The 16,943-nt window shown below is 46.5% G+C and carries 13 protein-coding genes; 6 read left to right on the forward strand and 7 right to left on the reverse strand.

Translation table 11 applies throughout. From position 1 onward, the window contains the following. Window positions 1-534: 534 nt before the first annotated feature. The 3 genes from SOHN41_RS03540 to SOHN41_RS03550 are packed head-to-tail and all read right to left on the reverse strand — an operon-like array spanning window position 535 to window position 2,673. The gene (locus tag SOHN41_RS03540) at window positions 535-1,260 is read right to left on the reverse strand and encodes an amino acid ABC transporter ATP-binding protein (RefSeq protein WP_007645664.1); all 726 of its coding nucleotides are present in this window, start codon (window positions 1,258-1,260) and stop codon (window positions 535-537) included. Then, window positions 1,253-1,933, reverse strand: a complete 681-nt coding sequence (locus SOHN41_RS03545; protein WP_007645665.1) for an amino acid ABC transporter permease — start codon at window positions 1,931-1,933, stop codon at window positions 1,253-1,255. The genes SOHN41_RS03540 and SOHN41_RS03545 overlap by 8 nt, the downstream gene beginning before the upstream one ends. A gap of 5 nt (window positions 1,934-1,938) precedes the next feature. Beyond that, window positions 1,939-2,673 carry a basic amino acid ABC transporter substrate-binding protein gene (locus SOHN41_RS03550; protein ID WP_007645666.1) on the reverse strand — a complete coding sequence of 245 codons (735 nt, stop codon included), beginning with the start codon at window positions 2,671-2,673 and terminating at the stop codon, window positions 1,939-1,941. A 419-nt stretch (window positions 2,674-3,092) separates the two neighbouring features. On the opposite strand from SOHN41_RS03550, the gene SOHN41_RS03555 reads away from it, so the two are divergent. Beyond that, a complete protein-coding gene (locus SOHN41_RS03555) occupies window positions 3,093-3,917 on the forward strand; it encodes a hypothetical protein (RefSeq protein WP_007645667.1) in 825 nt (274 codons plus the stop codon). Between the two features lie 7 nt (window positions 3,918-3,924). On the opposite strand, the gene SOHN41_RS03560 is transcribed toward SOHN41_RS03555, so the two are convergent. After that, window positions 3,925-4,815, reverse strand: a complete 891-nt coding sequence (locus tag SOHN41_RS03560) for a LysR family transcriptional regulator (protein WP_007645668.1) — start codon at window positions 4,813-4,815, stop codon at window positions 3,925-3,927. A 120-nt stretch (window positions 4,816-4,935) separates the two neighbouring features. Between SOHN41_RS03560 and SOHN41_RS03565 the strand changes: the two genes are divergently transcribed. The 4 genes from SOHN41_RS03565 to SOHN41_RS03580 all read left to right on the forward strand — a co-directional run bounded on the left by SOHN41_RS03565 (window position 4,936) and on the right by SOHN41_RS03580 (window position 8,703). After that, window positions 4,936-5,367, forward strand: a complete 432-nt coding sequence (locus SOHN41_RS03565; protein WP_007645671.1) for a CidA/LrgA family protein — start codon at window positions 4,936-4,938, stop codon at window positions 5,365-5,367. 1 nt (window position 5,368) lies between these two features. Continuing rightward, window positions 5,369-6,103, forward strand: a complete 735-nt coding sequence (locus SOHN41_RS03570) for an LrgB family protein (protein ID WP_007645673.1) — start codon at window positions 5,369-5,371, stop codon at window positions 6,101-6,103. A 135-nt stretch (window positions 6,104-6,238) separates the two neighbouring features. Next, window positions 6,239-6,730 (forward strand): GNAT family N-acetyltransferase, encoded by a 492-nt coding sequence (locus SOHN41_RS03575; protein WP_007645675.1) that lies wholly within the window; start codon window positions 6,239-6,241, stop codon window positions 6,728-6,730. A gap of 290 nt (window positions 6,731-7,020) precedes the next feature. After that, window positions 7,021-8,703 carry a glucan biosynthesis protein gene (locus SOHN41_RS03580; RefSeq protein WP_037457986.1) on the forward strand — a complete coding sequence of 561 codons (1,683 nt, stop codon included), beginning with the start codon at window positions 7,021-7,023 and terminating at the stop codon, window positions 8,701-8,703. 111 nt (window positions 8,704-8,814) lie between these two features. Here SOHN41_RS03580 and SOHN41_RS03585 read toward each other — a convergent pair whose 3' ends face one another. Next, a complete protein-coding gene (locus SOHN41_RS03585) occupies window positions 8,815-9,720 on the reverse strand; it encodes a DUF72 domain-containing protein (protein WP_007645679.1) in 906 nt (301 codons plus the stop codon). Between the two features lie 464 nt (window positions 9,721-10,184). Between SOHN41_RS03585 and SOHN41_RS03590 the strand changes: the two genes are divergently transcribed. Continuing rightward, window positions 10,185-11,606, forward strand: a complete 1,422-nt coding sequence (locus tag SOHN41_RS03590; RefSeq protein ID WP_007645681.1) for a sensor domain-containing protein — start codon at window positions 10,185-10,187, stop codon at window positions 11,604-11,606. 90 nt (window positions 11,607-11,696) lie between these two features. On the opposite strand, the gene SOHN41_RS03595 is transcribed toward SOHN41_RS03590, so the two are convergent. Both SOHN41_RS03595 and pepN read right to left on the reverse strand, forming a co-directional pair. Beyond that, window positions 11,697-13,589, reverse strand: a complete 1,893-nt coding sequence (locus SOHN41_RS03595; RefSeq protein WP_007645683.1) for a methyl-accepting chemotaxis protein — start codon at window positions 13,587-13,589, stop codon at window positions 11,697-11,699. Between the two features lie 484 nt (window positions 13,590-14,073). Further along, window positions 14,074-16,707 (reverse strand): aminopeptidase N, encoded by a 2,634-nt coding sequence (pepN, locus tag SOHN41_RS03600; RefSeq protein WP_007645687.1) that lies wholly within the window; start codon window positions 16,705-16,707, stop codon window positions 14,074-14,076. Between the last annotated feature and the right edge of the window lie 236 nt (window positions 16,708-16,943).

Raw genomic sequence — 16,943 nt, forward strand, 5'->3', positions numbered from 1 at the left:
CTAACAAGCGCATGTTGCCGGACTGTTTTTCCGCTGCGCCCCAAACCAGCCACAAATGCGGGCGTTACCCCATAGAAATATTAATCCGAAACCAACGTATTAGAGTAAAAAATCTAACAAGGTTTTGTCCCAAAACGTGCCGCGTATTTCTTTAAAACTTACAGGCCACACCGATGCTAAGCAGGTGAGCCATGGTGATTGGCGAGACGACCGTCCGCCCCATGGACGGGGCGGTCGAGCATCCAGGGAGGGACTTGCTGCGTGTCGGTGAGCGAGCAACATGGCAAGCCTGCGTTAGTGGATATCAGCCAACGAATATGCGGGTTCTGTGTAAACTAATCTGGTTACCATAACTTTGCTAATGCTATTAATCACCTTTAGTGCCTTAAACTTACGTATTTTTGTCCCAAAGCGTACTACCTATGTCTTTAAAATCTACAGGTTACGCTAGTGCTAAAAAGGTCAGCCAGAGAGATATGCAAGATGACAATCCGCCCCTGCCTCCAATAATGAATTTAACTTAAGCCGCTTTAGCTAGCGCAGTACTTTGCTTAAAAACGCTTGGGTGCGGGCTTCTTTGGGATGGGTAAATAACTCATCGGGTGGGCTCGATTCGACCACATAGCCGCCATCCATAAAGATCACTCGGTCAGACACATCGCGCGCAAAGCCCATTTCATGGGTGACAATCACCATGGTCATGCCCTTCAGCGCTAGGTCTTTCATCACATCTAGCACATCGCCGACCATTTCGGGATCGAGTGCCGATGTCGGCTCATCAAATAACATCAAGTCTGGTTCCATCGCCAGTGCGCGGGCAATGGCGACCCTTTGTTTTTGGCCGCCGGATAAGCTGGCGGGATAAGCATTGGCTTTGTCACTTAAGCCGACCTGTGCCAGTAGGTCGAGGGCTTTCGTTTCGGCCTGAGGTGGCGTCATCAGTTTTAGACTGATGGGGGCTAAGGTAATGTTTTGGATGACAGTTTTATGGGGAAACAGGTTAAAGTTTTGAAACACCATGCCCACTTTTTGCCGCAGTTTATCGACACAGGCATCTTTGGCTGTTATCGACTGGCCTTCGATTTCAATATCCCCTTGGCTAGGTTGCTCAAGCAGATTGATACAGCGCAAAAAGGTACTCTTGCCACTGCCGCTGGGGCCAATGACACTGACCACTTCACCTTGGCGAATATGCTCGTTTATGCCTTTAAGCACATGGTTATCACCGAAATTTTTATGCAGGTTGGTTATCTTAATCACTTTGTTTCAACCTCTTTTCGAATTTCGACAGCATGAATGTGAAGCTGTAGGTCAGGAATAGGTAGATGAGTGCGCAGGTAAATAAGGGCACACTGTCTTCGAAGGTGCGACTACGGATGATCTCTCCGGCGCGCATTAAGTCGACACCGCCGATAAAGCCAATGACCGCGGTTTCCTTGAGTAGCACAATAAATTCATTACCAAGGGCTGGCAGAATATTCTTGATGGCCTGGGGCAAGATGATCGACTTCATCGTCATGGCCTGGGATAAACCGAGTGAGCGTGCCGCTTCGGTTTGCCCTTTGTCTACGGCTTGAATGCCTGCGCGGATAATCTCCGAAATATAGGCGCCACTGTTTAGGCCAAAGGCGATGATGGCGGCGGTGATTTTATCGACATCTAAGGCTGAAAGTACGATGAAGTAAAGGATCACTAACTGCACAACCACAGGTGTGCCACGGATCACGCCGACATAAAGGTTCGCTGGGAAGCGGATATACCACTTAGATGACATTTTCATCAGCGTGGTGCCAACGCCCAGAACTGCACCTAATAACATGGCAAAAAAAGTGACGATAAGCGTGACCTTCAAACCATTTAAAATCAGCAGTATGCCTATCATGCCATCGTCGCCTATGGGGCTAAATAGCGAGGTATTGATTGCATCTATCATAGGTATCACTTGATATGGGCTGAAACGAGCGTCTGATATTGGCCGTCGGCTTTCATGTTAGCCAGTGTTTTGTTGATGCTCGCCAGCAGTTCTGGTTGCTCTTTCGACACGGCGAAGCCATAAAACTCAGCAGGAAAATCCAGTTTAATCAGCTTTAATTCAGGATTTTTAGCCAGGTAGTTAGCGGCAGGTTCGCTGTCAAATAGCACTAAATCCACCTTGGCATTTTTAAGTTCCATGATGGCTTCAAAACCCGTATTAAAGGCGGTGATATTTTGCGTGTATTTTTTCGACATGATGTCAGCTGTTGTGCCTAACTGCACCGCAAAATGTTTACCCTTAATATCTTCAAGTGTGTGAATACTATCGTTATCTTTGTTAACTAATACGACTTGAGTCGCTTCGTAGTAAGGGTCAGAGAAGTTTACGTTTGCTTGACGTTCGGCGGTGATCGTCATGCCCGAGGCGATAAAGTCAATTTTGCCGGAATTGAGCGCGACGATCAGTGAATCGAATTTCATATTTTCGACTTTCAGCGTCTTGCCTGCATCTTTAGCGATTTGTTTTGCCAGTTCGATATCGAAGCCTTTGATTTCATCGCCACTTTGGCCGCCAACATATTCGAAGGGAGGAAAGGCGGCATTGGTGCCAACCACTAATACCTCATCGCTTTTTCCACATCCAGCTAACAACAAGGTGGCAGTCAAGGTGAGGCCGCCTAATAACGTGGATTTTTTCATTTCTGACTCTCTTATCAATTTGGTTATGCTGACGGCGACTATAGGCAGATGAACCAGTTGTGTCAATATTTATGCTTTAAAATTGATTATAAATTCACTTTGTTTTGGGGTTTTAGTGACTATTTCGAAATCGTTTTATGCTATAGCTTGATTTGATACTGAATTGTTTTTAAATAGTTAGCTTGTTGTGTGTCGGAGGGCTTGGGTGGTAAACATCAGTGTTATAGTGTAATAATTTAAATCAGTTTATATTCATTCATTGAATAAAAAGGTATTTAACGAGCCATTTACGATAAACACTTGGCTAAACTGATTATTTTATTCGCTTTTTAATCACATTTTTTAGGAATAATGGGTATTTAGCGCATAAATTAGGCTAATCTTTAGGTCGGATTGAATGGTCATTATGGGAGCAAAATGTGAGATATCTTAGTTTAGCGTCGCTTGTTCTTTTATTAAATTTATCAACCTCGGTGAGTGCTGAAGAGCAGACTCAATGGCATTACAGCTTAGGTATCCACGATTTTGTGGTGGAGGAGGAGAACTCTCACACATTCGGTGCAGACATGAGTTTATTGATTGCACATAGGACCGCATCGGATATTCAGCTTTCCGCTTCGATCGATGTTTTCCTCGATGTGGATGTGGATGACTTAGATCCTGACCATATTCCAGTCTGGTTCAAGTCTGATTATGCGGCGATAGGTGAACTCTATCGTTTCGCACCCGAGTTTTTCCTGGGTTGGCAGGTGGATTTGCAGGGCAAACGTAATACGGTTAGCTCGGTAGAAAAACAAATTAAGTTATTTCCCGGGTTAACTGCCAATTACCAAGGTCAACGAGCGCAGGCTCAGTTAAAAGCGGGGGCGGGGTATTACTTTATGGAGATTGATGACGATGTGCCAAGAACCCGTGGTTATGATCGGGGCGATTTTGGCAATGATGGGATAGCCTACACTGTGATGGGCAGTTTTGGCGCGGATATCACGCCTAAGTTACATATGAGCGCTGCGGCGCAAACTTGGCATGATGGTGACGCATGGCTTGAGGATCAATATAAGTTTGACCTAACCTATCAAACGAATTTCTGGGCAGAGCATAGCCAGTGGGTGTTGAGCGTTGAACACACTCAATACAATCTTGACCAATATGCCAAGGTCGATGTGGATTCACCCGAATACCTGCCCATTTTACCTTGGGATAACGATACTCTAGTGCGTTTGAGCTTAGTGATCCCTTGGTAACATAGGGTCATTTATGGGCTAAGTGTTTCTCGACCAAGGTAATCATGGCCTTGGCTGCGAAGGATAACACTTGATCTCTACGCCAGAAGAGTGACAACTCCCAACGCAGTTCGTCACTCGCTAGCGGAATATTGACGACCCCAGCGACACTATAGCGCCGTGCTATTGAGCGCGGCAGTATCATCACCCCCGTGCCCGCTGCCACTAAGGCGATACCAAAATCGGCTTGGCTGACACGGGTGATATTCTGGGGAGTAAATCCCGCAAGTTGGCAGGCCTTGAGCACTAATTGGTAGAGGGTATACTCAGTTTCAAACATGACCTGAGGCTGATCCTTTAGATCGACAATCGATAATATCTCTCTGGAAGCTAATGCATTTTCCCTTGGTAGTACGACAACCATAGGATCGTTAAATACCCGAATGCCATCGTAACCCTCATCGAAGTTGATAATCCCTGTGGCGAGTTCAATTTCCCCTTTTTGAATGGCAATCGTTTGCTCAACGCCGCCACGGACGAGCAAGTGCATCTCTATTTGCGGATATTGCTGACGATATTTGGCTATTATGGGGGCAAAAATTTCGGCGCTGCCAAGGGGAGCCAACCCCAGTTTGAGTTCACCAGCGGTTAAGCTGCGCTGCGCCGTGAGTTCGGCAAGCATACGTTGTCTTCCTGCGAGCAACTCTTTACCGTGTCGATAGACCACTTCCCCTGCGGGGGTAAGTTTAACTTGAGTACCGCGTTTGCCCCGTTCAAGCAAGGTAAGATCCAGCTCATCCTCTAATTGCCGCACGGCTTTTGAGAGGGCTGGCTGAGTCAGGTGTACTTTTTCCCCTGCTTTACCAAAACCGCCCGCATCAACGACCTCAATAAAATAACGGATCACTTTAAGATCCATGTTTACCCACCTTAAAAGCATTCTTAAAATTTATGGATTACATTCTTAATATTCATTTTTTTTATCAAATAGGCAAGCCTAAACTACCACTATAGAAACTGAGAGTTAATCGAGAACGTCATGTTATTTCCAGCCGCAACACGTCGATGCCGTTATGGGGCCTTGCTCTTTATCCAAATAGGTCTCTTTTGTTTACTGTCCTTTGCTTGCCACTGGGTGGCAATTTGGGCGCATTTGCCCATACCCGGTAGCGTGCTTGGTTTAGGTATCTTATTGATTTTGCTTGGCTCTAAACTTATACCTGAGAGTGCTGTGCAATTAGGCGCCGCATGGCTTATCGGGGAGTTATTGCTGTTTTTTATTCCCCCAGTGATATCCGTGATTAAGTATGAAGGGTTATTTGAGCAATATGGCGCCAATATCCTGTTTACGTTGGTGATAGGCAGTGTATGTGTGATGGTGGGAACCGGATTTGTGGTAGACAGAGTGTTTCGTTTCGAGCGTCAGCTCAATATTAAAAAGCATGCTCGCCGCCATGCTAAGGCCATTTAGGATGTCTAACCTAGATCTAAGCACTGTGGGTTTATCCTCATTGCTGTTTTCCCAAACAGGGTTAGCACTGCTCAGCCTATTGCTGACGCTATGCTGTTATTTCGCCGCTAAATGTTTATATCAACGCCATAGGGTCTGGTGGCTAGCCCCGATAGTATTTGCCCCTGTGGTGATCACTGTATTGGTATTTAACTTAGATATCCCCTTACCGATCTATTTTGAATATACCCATTGGTTAATGGCCATGTTAGCTCCGGCTACTATCGCCTTTGCGCTGCCGATTTACCGCGAACGCAAGTTGATCCGTCAGTACCCGCTTACTCTCAGTTTGGGGGTAGTTGCAGGCCTATTCCTCGGCATGATCTCGAGTTGGCTGTTGGTGAAGTGGGTACCACTTCCCGTTGAGCTTTCAAGGAGTCTATTCGTTCGCTCCGTTTCAACTCCCTTTGCGATGGAGGCGACAGGTGCATTTGGTGGGGTGCCAGAACTGACGGCCATGATGGTACTCATCACTGGGATTATTGGCATGTTAGTGTGTGAACCTTTATTTAAACTGATGCACATTCGAACCTCCCTAGGCAAAGGTGTTGCACTGGGGGCATCGGCCCATGGTGCTGGCGCGGCTAAGGCAACGGAGCTTGGACAACAGGAGGGCGTTATCGCCAGCTTAACGATGATTTTTATTGGTATTGCTATGGTGTTAGGCGCGCCAGTTTTTGCTCTGATGTTCAGTTAGCATTTTATCTATTTTGTTTTGCCTCTTAGGGCGTTGGCCGCATTCGGTTATACGCCCATTTTTTTGCTTGAGTCTTAGTTGGTAAAGTATGGCATGCTCTAGCCAGATGAAATGCAACCTAAAATGGTAGATCAGATGTCCAATAAGCCAGAAACATCGCCAACAACAATCCTCAAGGTGAGTTTGCGTCCGGTCACGGAGCAGGATCTTGAGGTGTTGTATACGCACCAATGCGATCCGATAGCGAATCAACTCGCCCAGTTTTCCCCACGGGATCGCGAAGCCTTTTTTGCCCATTGGCAGCACAATATTCTCGGACAGGAAAATGTGCTCGCAATGGCGATAGTGGTCGATGGCAAGCTTGTCGGTTATCTCGGTCATTGGCAAAGTGAAGGCCAATCACTGGTAGGATATTGGATTGACAGGGAGTATTGGGGTAAGGGTGTCGCCACCCAAGCCCTAGGTGAGTTTTTGCCATTAGTTCGTTTAAGGCCACTCTTTGCCCATGTGGCTTCCCATAACATCGCTTCCCAGCGGGTACTTTTACACCACGGGTTTCGCCTAACAAACGCATACATCCAAGAGAGTGGCGATACACAACCCCTTGTGGAGTTCGTACTCGATTAGCCCATGCTTTCTAGCCAGAGCGCTTTTTAGTTAAAGTACTTTTTAGTTAAAGAATTGGGGGCTGTTTTATGTGGTTCACGTTAATACTATTTTCATAAACTGGCGTCAGTATTGAATATTGTCACTGAGCCATATTCCATTGTATCGAAATTATGTTAGATTCTGGCGAACTGATGGAGATAGAGGTATGTTTATCACTGTCATCAACAGTTCTCCACAGGGCAGTCACTGCAATAACGCTTAAATTTGCAGAGATGTGTCAGGAAGTTACACCAATTCAGAGTCTGCTTATGCAACCCAATTTATTTCCCGAACAAAGAAATGTTAACCGTGGAACTAGGCTGATACCTTCGTCGGTTGAAGCCAAATCTCACCGCGGCCGCCTACAACGTATGGTTGGCAGTGTATTGCTGACCTGCAGCGTATTACTGAGTCTCTCAGCCTGTGCGGCTGGCAAGGCTAACACGCCGCAAGAGGGTGAAGCATTTAGCTACGCTTGGCTAAAAGGCTATGCCCATACGCTGGCGTCAGAATCCTATGTCAGCCATAAGGGCGAATTGCCTAAGAGCTTACAGGGCATGAGCTGGGACGATTACCAGCAATTCCATTATAAGAAAAAGGCGGCCATGTGGCGTGAGGATGATTCAGAGTTTCGCGCCGAACTGTTTCACTTAGGCCTCTATTTTGATACACCTGTCCACATCTATGAGCTTGATGGGGGGAAGGCGGAGCTTATCGAATATTCACCCTCGATGTTTGATTATGGCAAATCCAAAGTGAAGGGCAGTCAGATGCCGAAGGACCTAGGGTTTGCTGGCTTTAGAATGCAGTTTAATACTGACTGGCAACGCGATGTAGTCGCCTTCTTAGGGGCAAGCTATTTCCGTGCGGTAGGCCAAGAAATGCAGTACGGTCTGTCAGCCCGTGGTTTAGCTGTGGATACGGCATTACCAAAACCGGAAGAGTTTCCGATGTTTACGCACTTCTGGTTAGAGAAGCCACAACCAGGTTCTAACATTGCTACTGTTTATGCCTTGCTTGATTCACCGAGTGTGACAGGGGCTTATCGCTTCGATATCGAGCCGGGTGAGCGTTTAAAAATGAAGGTGGATGTGGCGATTTATCCACGTAAAGCCATCGAGCGTTTAGGGGTTGCACCGCTAACGAGTATGTATATGGTCGGTGAAAATGATCGCCGCACCGGTTACGACTGGCGTCAAGAGATCCACGATACCGATGGCCTTGCCATGCACACGGGTAACGGTGAATGGATTTGGCGTCCTTTAGCTAACCCAAGCAATTTACGTTTTAATGCCTATAGCGACGAGAATCCAAAGGGGTTTGGTTTGCTGCAGCGGGATCGTCATTTCGATCATTACCAGGATGACGGCGTTTTCTATGAAAAACGTCCGAGCCTGTGGATCGAACCAACGGGGAACTGGGGTAAAGGTTCCGTACAGTTAGTGGAAATCCCAACCCTAGATGAAACCTTCGATAACATAGTGGCCTTCTGGAATCCTGCTGAACCCATCCAGCCCGGTCAAGAATTGCTATATAGCTACAACATGTACTGGGGCGGAATTCCACCCGTTCAGTCACCACGTGCCCGCGTAGTGGATACTTTCACTGGCCTAGGTGGTGTGGTTGGCCAAAAACGTAAGTACTATAGCAAGCGTTTTGTGATTGATTTTGCTGGTGGTTCCTTACCTATGTTAGGCAAGGATACCCAAGTGAAGGCGGTGATCAGCACCTCTCAGGGCCGTGTAGAAATTGAGTCTGCCCGTCCTCTAGCATCGATCAACGGTTATCGTGCCATGTTTGATCTTGTGCCTCCAGAAGATAGTCTCGAGCCGATAAATCTGCGAGTGTACTTGGAGGTTGATGGACAGCCACTCACTGAGACTTGGATGTACCAGTGGACTCCACCACCGATGGATGATCGCGAATTACACAATGCGGGTCATCTGCAATAACGCCAGCGTGAGTCGCTAACCTAAAACGCCAGCTAATTTAAGCTGGCGTTTTTGTGCGTGGGCATTCGGCTTGCTTCTGTGCCATGGCAAGTCTGCGAGCGTCATTGTGGGCTATGTTGGCTCGCTAAACAGCCCCATTTGGGTGCTGGTTTCCTCTGGTGTTTTAACGAGTAAACTCAGTGCTGAGAGTTGAACTTGCTCTGCAATCTGCTCTCGCAGCTTTTGATATAGGCGAATGGCAAGTTCGGGGGCGGTTCGATTATCGGGAGTGTGGATAAAAAGATAGGGTTCGCGGCCTTCGATGAGCCAGAGCGGCAATTGCTTCTGCCAATTGGCAAAGAAGACATCATTATTCTTGGGGAGTCCCGCGGTTTCTGCCTGTATGAGTCCTTGCTCTGTCACGTCAGTTTGTCCAATAAAACGTACTACGGGTGTATTCGCTGTGGCAATAGGATGTACAGGCAGTCGCGGTTTTTTCTTATGGGCATCGATGATGGCTTGATTGCTGGGAGGTAGGGCAAACAATGGACGACTATCCATAATGATACGATTGATACCCTTACCTATGAGGAGTCGATTTAGTGCTCGTTCTGCATCACCCTTAGCAAAAAAAGCGGGATGTCTCACTTCTACACCGTAGTTGAGTCCCTGGGGAACTTGGTCTAAAAACTGTTTCAGTACAGGCAATTGTTCCGGCCCGAAGTGAGCGGGTAACTGTATTTTCCAAACTCCCGTTTTCTCTATCAGCGGCGCCATTACTCGAAAAAAATCATTGAGTTCTTGTCCGCAAAGTAAAAGCTGTTTTTGGTGGGTGATGGTCTGTGGCAGCTTAAAGGTAAAACGAAAACTCTCTGGGGTCGCACTGTGCCAATTCAATACGGTTTGTTGGCTCGGTGTTGCGTAGAAACTGGTGTTGCCTTCAACGGTATTAAAAATGTCGGCATAGCGGGCAAGTCGATCGACCTGTTTGGTTTCGCGGCCATAAATACTGCCTTGCCAATGCTGATGCGACCACATGGCTAACCCAAGACGTAGACTTCCATGACGGTGTGAAGGCGGTACGAGTGGATTCAAATCGACATTCCTTTCACAATGCTGCGGGTTAGTCCCCGTATGATTTACTCAACTAATAATTGAGCGCTATTGTGCCTATATCCTTATATAGGCGTCAAATTTGTTGCAATTGCCTGTGTTAGTTCGATTTTATACTCAATCATCATGGATAAATTAGCTGGCTCGAAACGTCTATTCATCAATGTTGGTGATGGATAGAGGTTGAAAAATATCCTACTCTAATAGTGTGTTATTGTACGCTTAACATGCCTAATGGAATCGAGATAAGCCTATATCTACGGTATATTGTGTTGTTAGTTACTACGTTGTGAGTGATTAAGTTTAAGTACAGTGCTAATGTTGATTTTTCATATGTTGACTCGTTTGCATTGCTTTTTTTTTGCAATGGATCTTGAGTGGAGAACCGCGTGAATAATGATGGTTACACATCCCTAAGTCATTTTATCGATCTTCTTTTGGATGCGATTTGTGTCGTCGATAAAACGGGACGATTTGAGTTTGTTAGCGCAGGTGCCGAGCGCATTTTTGGTTATACCCCTGAAGAAATGATTGGCATGCAGATGTTAGATCTGGTGTTGCCTGAAGATCGAGAGCGCACCCTTGCGACGGCGCAGGAGATCATGACGGGACGTTTTAAGGTGGATTTTGAGAACCGATACATCCGTAAAGATGGTTCAATTGTGGATATTCTCTGGTCCGCACGATGGTCAGAGGCCTACCAGCAGCGAGTCGCCGTAGCCCGTGATATCACTAAGAGCAAGAATGCTGAACGTAGGCAGTCAGCCCTGTACGCGATCTCCGAGGCTGTGCATGTCGCTGAGAATTTACTCGCGCTCTATAGTCGCCTTCATCAAATCATGGCGAAACTCCTACCCGCGGCTAATTTTGCCATTGCACTCTATGATCAAGATTTAAATGAATTAAGCTTTCCTTACCGGGTCTTGTCCGAAGAGTATGCGGAAGTCGATACCACAAGTTTTAACATTTTCACCGAGCAAGTGATCCACAGTGCCGAGTCTTTACTGTTATGTCCCATCATGTTAAGTGGGGAGGACAGCGCCGCACAGTGTGAGTTTGATCATTGTAATATGAGCTGGCTTGGCGTACCGCTTAAGCTACAAAAGGGGGTGATAGGCGCACTGGTGATGCATAGCGATCCAAGGTCAGCCTCCTATACCCAACAAGATCGTGAGCTCGTTGAATTTGTTTCGGCTCAAATTGCTTTTGCCATTGAACGTCGGCAGATGTTGGCTCGTTTAGAACATATCGCTCTGTACGATCAGTTAACCCATTTGCCAAACCGCGAGCTGTTTTACGATAGATTTCAGAAAGCATTGACTCTGGCCAACAGGGAGTCGAGCTACTTCTCTTTGCTTTACTTAGATTTAGATAAGTTTAAATGGGTCAACGATACCTATGGTCATAGTGTGGGCGATCTATTACTGCAAATCACCGCCCAGCGTATTCTCAGTTGTGTGAGGGAATCGGATACAGTGGCGCGTTTGGGTGGCGACGAATTTGTTATTTTGCTCGAGCGAGTGGATTCGGCTCAAAATACGCTATTAGTGGCGCAGAAAATACTACAAATGCTAAATCAACCATTTGAGCTTGCCGAACAACAGATCCATATTTTACCCAGTATAGGTATTGCCCTATACCCAGAGCACGGTTTGGATGAGACACAACTACTTTCCTGTGCAGATGCCGCCATGTATAAGGCGAAAAAGAATGGTGGAAATCGTATTGAGATGGGCTACCAAGGTTTAAGAACGGTACAAGTGGAATCTTTACCTCACCTCAAAATTCAATTGATTGATAATAAAAAATGATGTAACTTACCATCAATAAAATGCCCGATAATGTCAGCTTATCGGGCATTTTTATTTATGGCTGATAATCAATTGATGGTTAGCCCAGTACTACAGCTTAAAGCGGTTGACCTCTTGCTGCAGTGACGCCGCCAAATGGGCGAGTTCCTGAGCCTGTACCATAGACGTTTGGGCTTCGATAGAGAGATTTTCAGAGACCTCACGGATGGATTCGGTGTTGCGGTTGATCTCGCTGGTGACTGAGGTTTGTTCCTCCGCTGCGGTAGCAATTTGACTCGCCATATCCGAAATATCATTAATGGCTTTGCTGATTTGCAATAGACTCTCACTGGCCGAATTGGCGTCGGCCACACTGGTTTCAGCCATTTCGTGACTCTGGGTCATGGATTTAACCGCTTTACCTGCCGTTTGTTGTAGGGTCTCGATCATGGCTTGAATTTCTTGGGTTGATGAATGGGTGCGCTGTGACAATACCCGCACTTCGTCGGCAACGACCGCAAAACCTCGGCCCTGTTCGCCAGCGCGAGCGGCTTCGATAGCTGCGTTTAGAGCCAATAGATTGGTCTGCTCGGCAATGCCGCTGATGGTCAGTAGAATGCTGTTGATTTTCTGCGAATGTTCGTTGAGTTCACCGATAATACGGCCAGCGGTTTCCACTTCATTGGCTAAATTACGAATGGATTGCTGACTTTGCATAACTTGCTTTTGCCCGTGATTTGATAGACCTACGGCATTTTGCGCCGTTTGTGCCGTGTGCTCGGCATTGCTGGCAATCTCCTCTGTCGCACTCGCCATTTCGGTAACAGCAGTGGCAACCATAGTCACTTCATCCTGTTGTACTTCAATGCGTTGGCTATTATCGGTTGCCGAAGCACTACTGCCTTTCGCTTGGTATTCGAGCTGGCCTGCGATTTTGTGCATGCGAGAGATCATACCGTGGAGACGTTCGACAAAGCGGTTAAAACCTGAGGCCAGCATACCTATTTCATCGTGCTGATTGGCAGTATGAATACGTACCGTTAAATCACCATCCCCCTCGGCAATATCATTGAGCGCTTGGGCTACACGTTCCAGATCTCTGAATTGGATTTTGAAAATGGCAACCAGAATCAAACCAAACAGGAACAACAGAGCGGCACCAACGGCGGACATCCACCATGCCAAATTAGTCGCTTGGGACATGATCTCCCGTTTATCCATAACGAAAATGAGCGCCCAGTCAGTTGAGGGGATGGCAGCGACATAGACTAATTTCGTCGTACCATCGAGATCTCGCTCCTCTATGCTATTGGCATTAGTGCGTTGGGATAACCAGCTGGTGGTGAAATCGCCGTCAATTTTATTGAGTTGTTGGTTATTGAGTTGGCTATCGGGGTGGCTGATGATAAGGCCTGCCCTATCAACCATTAAGGCGTAACCTTTGCCCGGTACGAGAAGGCGCTGCACCGCATCGGTTAGTTGATCTATGGTTAAGTTTGCCGCTGTAACCCCAAAGAGTTGCCCTGATACCATCACAGGCTCCGCTATGGTGACGACTTGTTTTTTTAAGGTCGCGCTGACATAGGGGGCCGTCATTATCATCGCATTGGCGGCCTTAGCATCCATATACCAAGGGCGTACCCTAGGGTCATAGTTTGCGGTATTGAGCGATGGATCTTGGCGGTACATATTGCCTTGTTCATCACCGAAATACGTCAGAGCAAAGCCCATAGTATTGTGGGCCTGGAGTAAATATGGGGTCACTTGCACGGAAGGATCGGCCTCTATGGTCTTTTTGAGGCTGGTGATGGCGGTTTTTCGATCCTGCATCCATAGGCCAATACCTTGAGCAAAGGTATTGGCAAGCTGATCAATTTCATGCTGGGTATTTTCTAATGCATTATTTCTGATGAAATAGCTGGAGATGCTTACCAAAACCGCAACGGTAATAAGTACGGCCAGGAGACTGCTTAATAATAAGCGGGTTTTGAGAGTGGATCGCATTATCTATTCCTCTATATTCCGTTGGCGCTTAAAGTTACTTTAGTATAGCGGCTATAGGTGATAAAACATGGTGAGGTCATCATTATTTACCGTTTGAGTAACGGTTTGATATCCATAAAGAATGGCACTAAATATTAATAGGTTCTATTGGAATGGTTAACAAATGCAGTGACTAAATAAAATTCTAAATCTTGAGAATAAACCGATAATGCTAGTATTTAATCCCGCTCAAATACTCTGAATGATTTCCCATTATTGCGTATGGGTAGTGGTAAAGTGGGATGCTAATGAAAGGGAAATCCCCTGTTTTTGAGGACACAAGTTTTACTCTGTGTTTTTATGGCCATCAAAGCTGCTATATAAAAAACTATTGCTATACCAAAGCATGGGCCTTAACTAAAGGCGTGATTATTTAGCATGATATTTCCTTATGGGTATAAAAAGAGGCTCCTAGGAGCCCCTTACAGTGATTTTTATATAAAAATCAATGAGTCATTTTATTCTTGATCAACACACAACGTTGCTCTGCTTGCCGGGTTTCGAGCAGGGCTCGGCGCCCGAGATTGGAGAGCCCTGTCTGAGTATCTAGTACTTTATCCAATGCGGCAATACTCGTGTAATTACAGTCAGTTGGGATTAAGTTTTTGCTATAGCTACGCATAAACACGGGTCCCTTTTTATCCATATCCACTAAGCTGGCTAAACGTTCTTCTGCGGTTGCAGCATTTAATAGTTTTTGCTCAGCTGGGTATAAATGCTCCATTACAATTCGCTGTTTCGCAAATGGTAGGGTGTCTGAATGAACTTTGCTCAACCAACGGCGTTTAGCCGTCGCTTCAGGACGGATAACCTGAGCCGCGAGGGCCGCTTTTTCACCCGAGTCTGAGTTATCCTTTGTCGCTTCTTTGGTTAAGCGTTGTTGGGCATTAGGAAAATCATAACGATTGAGTTGGGTTATGATTGTCCAGCGTAGATCTTGATCTAGCGTTAGGCCTTTTATTTTTGAGGTGCCATCTAAAAGTTGTGCCAGGTGGCGCAGACTATCGCGATCGCTCGCTAGCTGTATATAGGCGTTAAACCAACGACGCTGAAAGTCACTATCATCTTTGCTTTCCATGGTTTTTCTCAGGCTCATTTGCGCTAACCCTTTCACCGCATTCTCGGCATAGTTTTGCTGGATAGGGGCGATTTGCGCTAAATATTCTTTTGAGCGCAGCAGGCTTGAGATAATTTGACCTACGACAGTGTAATCCGTCTCCGCTGGTGCGTTGACAAACACTGTGCTCAAGTATTGATCTAAGCTCAAGTTACCTTCACGTACGCTATCCCACAGGCTTTGCCACAGCATAGAACGCAGCAAAGGATCGGACACGTTACTGAGTTCTTGCTTGGCAGTAGCAAAGGACTTGTCATCTAACTCTACCTTTACAAAGCCCCAGTCATCATAGTTTGGATACACTAAATCTGGGCAACGCTCGCCGACTAGCTGTTTGACTTCGGTACGTTCACCCTTGTAAGTCACAGGTACTGTGATGTCATTTCTTAAATCGAAGCGGCCCTGGGTGAATAGGGCTATCTGCACCTTTTGCTCGCGCAGCGTGGGTAACTCTGTGCTTGCGGGGAGTTGCAATAGGCTAAACTCGCTGATGCGATTACCTTCGCAGCGATATTCTGCTTTGATGGTGTTAACCCCGGCACTGTAGAGCCATTCCTGAGTCCATACCTTTAAGTCGCGCCCAGCCGCCTGGCCTAAGCTATTGATAAAATCGTCTAGTTCGGCATTTTGATAACTGTACTGTTTTAAGTAATTGCTGACACCGCGGCGGAACACCATATCACCTAGCAGGTGGCGCAGTTGTTTCAGTGTCGAGGCTCCCTTTTGATAGGTAATCGCATCGATATTATCGAAGGCATTTTGCGTCGTTGCGACGGGGACTTCAATCGGGTGAGTGGTGACTAAACTGTCCTGTTCATAGGCTCTTTGCTTGCCTTGGGCATAAAAACTGCGCCAGGCATTGGTAAATTCGGTGGCTTCTTGGGTCGCAAGTGTTCCCATAAAGGAAGCAAAGCTTTCATTTAACCAGAGGCCGTTCCACCATTTCATCGTGACGAGATCGCCAAACCATTGATGCGCCATTTCGTGCATGATAACGCCTGCGAGGCTTTGCTTTTGTTCTGCCGTCATGGCCGCTTTATGGAGGAAATGATCCTCCGCAAAGGTCACTGCCCCGGCATTTTCCATCGCTCCGTAGAGAAAATCAGGCACCAGAATTTGATCATATTTCTTGAAGGGGTAGGGGATGCCAAAATAGTTATCAAAGAAGGTTAAACCTTGTTTTGTATAGGTAAACCAGTCCTGTGGTGTCACTTGACTGGCGACAGACTCCCGTGCAAATAAGCGCATTGGATAGCGGCCGGAGTTATCTTGCCACATATGGTAAGGCCCCGCATGCATCGAGAAGTTATAGGGACTTAATTTAGGTGTTTGTGGAAACTCCCAGCGATTAAAAGCTCCCACTGCGGTGATATTGGTTTCTCGCATCGCACTGATCACTTGCCAGTCCTTTGGGGCGGTTACTGTAATTTGATAGTTGGCCTTAATATCGGGTTGGTCAAATACGGCAAACATCTGCTGCGCGGCGGCGGGTTCGAAATGGGAATAGAGGTACACCTTACCATCGACGGGATCTTGGAAACGGTGTAAGCCTTCACCATTGGTGCTGTGGGCGCGGGTAAACAGGACTTCGACCGTGTTTTCACCCGAGGTGAGTAAACGGGTATTTAAGCTGATATAGGCGCCATTATAATTAGGATAAACGGCTGTGCCATTGATTATAAAACGTTTTATTTGCGCTTTATTTAAATCTAAGCTCAGTTGTTTTGGCACTTCACTTAAGTTGAAGGTCACCTTAGTGCTTGCAGTGAACTCGGCTTCGCCCGTCAGTTGAAAATCCAGTGCATAGTGAACGTCGGAAACGAATTGGGAACGCAGACTCGCCTGATATTGGCTGATATAAGGGCTGGCATCCCTTGGCCCAGTATTGAGTGTGCTTTGGGTGGCACATGACATTAATGCAGAGCAGGTTAGGGCGATCAGGCTAGCTTTAAACAAGTTCACAACTTAAATCCTTCGACGATTCGTTATCTTTTCTGCGCTGATTTCGGCATGAATCTAGCCTACTGGGCTGGCCGTGCTGACATCACCCCAAGGTTAAGGTTGAGCCCAATTGTGGCATCATTGCAGTGTATTTTGGGGCAGTACACTACCTTATTTACCTTGGATAACCAATGTTAAAAATGTAAAAAAAAGCCAGCAATGATGCTGGCTTCTACTGGATGATAGGGCACTGCTTG

Source organism: Shewanella sp. HN-41 (genome assembly GCF_000217915.1).
In the GTDB taxonomy this organism is placed as follows: Bacteria; Pseudomonadota; Gammaproteobacteria; order Enterobacterales; family Shewanellaceae; genus Shewanella.